The organism is Salinimicrobium oceani (assembly GCF_012037645.1).
The window spans coordinates 1-278 of record NZ_JAAVJR010001719.1 but is presented as its reverse complement, the minus strand read 5'-3'; the positions used below and the strand labels follow the sequence as shown (position 1 = coordinate 278).

Genomic DNA, 278 nt, shown 5'->3' with positions numbered 1-278 from the left:
ACTTCAGTGAAGAGGCTGTGTTTAATATTATCAATAATACCTTCAAAGACAGCAGTGCCAATAACAATAACTACTTCTGCACTATTAATCCTATTGATAAGATGGTGGAACTCTATGAGCGTCTTGTTGAGGCGGAGAAGGAGAAGGTAAAATACCTGGAGGAATTGTTGAAGAAAAGGTAGCTCCCTCGAAACTAAAAAGAATAAAAACACCATTACAGTTTACCAATATTAAATTGAAATGGTGTTTTTAGTTATACGCTGCTGTCATGCAAAAAA

At 35.3% G+C, this 278-nt stretch carries 1 pseudogene; it reads left to right on the top strand.

The annotated features are described in order from the left end of the window. Positions 1 to 182, top strand: a pseudogene (locus tag HC175_RS23740) (transcriptional regulator); the annotation flags it as partial. Positions 183 to 278: the final 96 nt, after the last annotated feature.